The sequence below is a fragment of the Desulfovibrio sp. 1214_IL3152 genome, assembly GCF_036763055.1.
In the GTDB taxonomy this organism is placed as follows: Bacteria; Desulfobacterota; Desulfovibrionia; order Desulfovibrionales; family Desulfovibrionaceae; genus Desulfovibrio.
The window spans coordinates 1-4,584 of the sequence record NZ_JBAIYW010000563.1; the positions used below are offsets into that span (position 1 = coordinate 1).

General features: G+C 59.1%; 2 protein-coding genes. Both read right to left on the minus strand.

The genetic code is table 11. The annotated features are described in order from the left end of the window. Positions 1–238: 238 nt before the first annotated feature. A complete protein-coding gene (locus V6C07_RS11840) occupies positions 239–3,940 on the minus strand; it encodes a pyruvate carboxylase (RefSeq protein WP_333536685.1) in 3,702 nt (1,233 codons plus the stop codon). A 5-nt stretch (positions 3,941–3,945) separates the two neighbouring features. Further along, a partial coding sequence (locus tag V6C07_RS11845) for a biotin--[acetyl-CoA-carboxylase] ligase (protein WP_333536686.1) occupies positions 3,946–4,584 on the minus strand: 639 nt, incomplete at its 5' end.

Sequence of the window (4,584 nt, forward strand, 5' to 3'; positions counted from 1 at the left end):
TATACATTTTCAAAGTTTAAAACACGCTCGCTTCGGCGTTTAACCGCGCAAATAAATTGCGCTTACGCCTTCGCGGCGGGCGTCTGCTCGCGCAGTCGCCAGAGCAATTTCAAAGTGAAATTGCTCTGGCCGCCAGCTCTGTTGCGGGGCTGGCGGGTTTTGCGGCTGCGGCGGCTTTGTCCGGCCGCCCGCAACAGGGACGGCGCAGACAAAACCGCAAGATGCGGCATCAATACGGCTAGCTCATCCGCGAGCCGCAATGGGGACAGAATGAGATGTTCTCAAGCGGAATGGGCTGACCGCAGGCCTCATTGGCGCAGATACGCGGCACAGGCCCCAGTTCCACAATAAGCTCGCCTTCGCGCACTGAAACCATCTGCTTGCTTTCCTTGAAGTCAGCGGTTTTCAGCACGCGCTTGACCATGCCGTCCACAGGGGCGAGCACAGCCTTTTCCTGCTTCATGATGGACACGTTGAACAGTTCTTCCCCGGCTTTCACCACATCGCCGGGATGCACATACATGACCCACAGGTCGCCGTTGCTGGGCGCGGCCACATGATACTGGTTGGCGGGGTCGGCCATGAGCGCGCCCTTGGCGGCCGTACCCACAGGCTGGCGCACCTGCACCTCGCAACTCATGAATTCAGAATCCAGCACATAGCGGCAGATGGATATTCCCGCATCATTGGGCGAGGATATGCTCAGCAAAAGCAGGTGGTGGGGCTTGCCGCTGCTGTCGTTAAAGTACAGGTCCTGCCCGGCCTTGAGCCCTTCAAACCATACATGCAGGGGCAGATTGTTGGGATCACCGAACTTTGCCTTGAACTGTATGGTCTTGAGGGCATCAGCCGGATGATTGAGATAAAGCACGAATTCTTCCGCATTGGGCTCACGCTTGAGAATATCCGCGCAGGCCTTTTCTTCCGCCGCCAGATTGAGGTCCGGCAGGGCTTCAAGAGGCGAAACCTCGGTGCGGCCGGCAATGGCATTTTTCCATTCCGCCCCAAAAGCGCTCATATACACCCAGTCAGCGGGGAAGCCCAGGGGCAGCTTGCCGAACTTGCCCAGCAGAAGATTGCGGAAGGCGTCATTGCAATCGCGATAGATGTGCAGACGGGCCTTGCGCATTTCCTGCGAAAGTTCCGCTTCGGGGGTGCGCGTCACTTCGGCAAGCACCTCAAGCAGATAACGCACTTCGTCTTCGCCGCCGCGCTTCCACGCGCCGGTTACCGCCAGAAATGCCGTGTTCCAGGTGATCTGCGAGCCGGGGGTCACATCGTGATAGCGCACTATCTGGCGTGTACCTTCAAGGAATTTGAGCATGTAGGGCAAAAGATGGATGTAGCCCTGCTTCATGGCCCCTTCCTGCGAGGAAGAGGTGGCCCCGCCGGGCATGCCGTGCAGGGTCACGTCATAGTCAATGCCCTGAAAGTACGGCGCGCAGTAGCGGTCGTAATAGGGCATGATCTGCTTGCACACAAAGTTGGCGGCGCGGATGGCGTTTTTGTCCAGACTGCACTGGAGGCCCAGTTCGTCCTCAATATAGGACATGGTAGCCAGCACGTCGCCCTGACCGTAGGAACGCACGGCGGACCCCAGACCGACATCAATGATATGCGCGCCAGCCTTGGCTGCCGAACCGCAGGACGGCACAAAAAGCCCGTCCGTGTAGTGCCGGTGATAGTGGAGCACCAGCTCGGGCCAGGCTTTGCGAATGGCTGTGACAAGCTCGGTCATGAAGCGCGGCGGGCATACACCAGCCATGTCCTTGAGGCCCAGGATAATGTGCCGCGATGCCGTTTTGGGGTCCACCCCCATAATATCGGCCACCATGCGCAGCATGGCCTCGGTGACGCCCAGGTAGTGCGGCACGTCAAAGCCCCTGGCCCAGGAAAGAGAAATGGCGGGCTGGAAGATGACGTCCTTGCGGTCCATGACCACTTCGGCGATGGGCCGCATGTTTTCCACATGGTTCAGGAAGTCGAAACAGCGAATGATCTGGTAATAATCACAAATCATTTCGCCTGTTTTGCGCATAAGGTTGCGCGGCTGCGGCGTATAGCCCAGCACGTTGGTGGAACGCACCAGCAGTTGCTTCATGGTTTTGGGCGCAAAGCGGTTCCACTCCTTCGCCTCGGTGAAGGGGTAGGTCATGTTTGCCAGCATAGCCACATGAAAATGCGCTCCGCCGCCGTTCTCAATGGAAAAATACCCCACATTGTCCAGATACGGGCCAATGAGCCTGTCTTCCGCCAGACGGAAGCGGTTGCCGGAGTTGGACTGGGTAAAATCGCGCGGTGTGGTGTCGGTAAAATGCACCATGCCCGAATCGCGGATATAGTCCAGCGTAGCCAGCCGGTCGCCCTGCGGATAGGGCGAGGGCTGCCGCCGCTGGGCGGACGTGATGGCGGGCAGCACCGGCTCGAAGGGACCGAGACAGGGCGTGGTGTCGGAGCGGTATTCGCCAAGCTGGACGTAAGGATTGTACCCCTTGGCGGATATCTCGGCCACCAGCTTTGAAAGGCGCTCCCCCTCCGGGGCCAGGTCGGTGTAGACCATAAGCTCGGGATGGTCGGCGATAAAGTTGGTATTGATGTTGCCCTGTCTGAACAGAGGATTCTTTATGACCTGACGGTAGAAAGGAATGGTCGTCTTGATGCCGCCGATGACATACTCGCTGAGCGCACGCTCCATAATGCCCAGGGTTTTTTCCCAGTCGTGGGCGTAGGAGATGAGCAAGGCCCCTGCCGAGTCATAGTTGGCGGGAAACTCGTATCCGGCGCTGATATTCGAGTCCAGACGCACACCGGGGCCGCCGGGCGACACGTAGCGCGAGATAAGGCCGGAGTTGGGCGCAAAGTTGTTCTGCGGATTTTCGCAGTTGATGCGCACCTGCATGGCGCAATAGGAAGGCCGCAGGTTTTCTTCGCGATAGCGCAGTTCCGCGCCGAAGGCCACGGCGATCTGCTCTTCCACAAGGTCGATGCCGTAACGGCATTCGGTGATGCCGTGCTCCACCTGAAGGCGGGTGTTGACTTCAATAAGATACGGCGTGCCGTCGGGGGTAACCAGAAACTCCACCGTGGCAAGGCTGTGGTAGCCCACGGCGCGCACCAGGCGGCGGGAATAGTCCTTGAGGCGTTCGCGCAGGTTGCGGGTAATGCCCGACCAGGGCGAAGGGGTGATTTCAATCAGCTTCTGGTGGTTGCGCTGCACGGTGCAGTCGCGTTCGTCAAAGGCAAAGACATTGCCGTACATGTCGGCAATGACCTGAATTTCAATGTGACGCACATCGGCAAGAAATTTTTCCACAAAAAGGCGCGGATTGCCGAAAGACGCCTGAGCCATGGTGGAAGCCTTGAAAAAGGCGTCCTCAAGCTCTGCCTCATTATGAATGGCAAAAATGCCGCGTCCGCCGCCGCCGCCCTCAGCCTTGAGCATGATGGGCAGACCCATTTCATTGATAAGCTGCCTGGCCGTGGGAATATCCACCGCGCCGTCAGAACCGGGCACAACGGGAATGCCGAGCTTGCGCGCCACTTCACGCGCCTGCACCTTGTTGCCGAGCAGGTTCATGGCTTCGGCTGTGGCCCCGATAAAGGTAATGCCCGCCTCTTTGCACCGCGCGGGAAAGCGCGTGTCTTCCGAGGCAAAGCCCCAGCCGGGGTGAATGCCCACCACGCCCCGCTGCCGGGCTTTGGCAATGATATTGTCAATATCAAGATAGGCGCGTGGATCCGCACCAAGCAGAACCAGTTCCTGGGCGGTGGAGGCCGCAGGGGCTGTTTTATCCACATCGGTCGCTGTCATGGCCGCTACGGCGTCAAATCGCTCGCGAATGGAACGGCAAATCCGCCGGGCCGGAATGCCCCGGTTGGCAACCAGTATTACCTTGCCCTTCAGAAAATCCTGCACTTCCGAGAATGTCTTGTTGCCCATGCCCTTTAACCCTTTACTGCTGCTCTGCCGGTAAGCAGAAGACTCCCGCTGAAAAATTCCTCAAACCGCCCGTTGTGGTTAAGACAAAGGCCGCCTGCCGGGCCAAGGCCCGCCAGCCAACCGCGCACAATACGTCCATCGTCACGCAGTTCCACATTTTTTCCACGCCAGAGCAAAATATCATCCGCGTGGTTTTTCCACTGCCCGGAAAAAGAGTGGCAGTGAATATATGCCGAATACATGCGCTTTACAAGCTGTTGCCATATGGCTTCAGCTGTAGAAATATACCCCCCCCCTGCTCCCCCCGGGGAGCTTTTCAGGCAGGTGGCCTCCATAGCTGCACCGGTCCGCAGGGCCGCTGCGGGAGGCGCAAAGGTCACGTTTATGCCCATGCCCGCCAGCAGCACGCCCCCACGCTCTTCAAGCAAAATGCCGGCCAGTTTGCGGGGCTGCCCGTCCTTGCCTTCCAGACCAATGTCGTTGGGCCACTTGAGCCGCACGGGCCAGCCAAGCATCCGCAGGCTGCCCGCCAGCAGAAGGGCCGCAGCCGGAGCCGCAGCCGACCCGTCAAAAGGCGCTTCCAAAGGCAAACGCAGGGCCGCGTAGACATTGCCCGGCGGCGAATGCCACGTGCGCCGCAACTG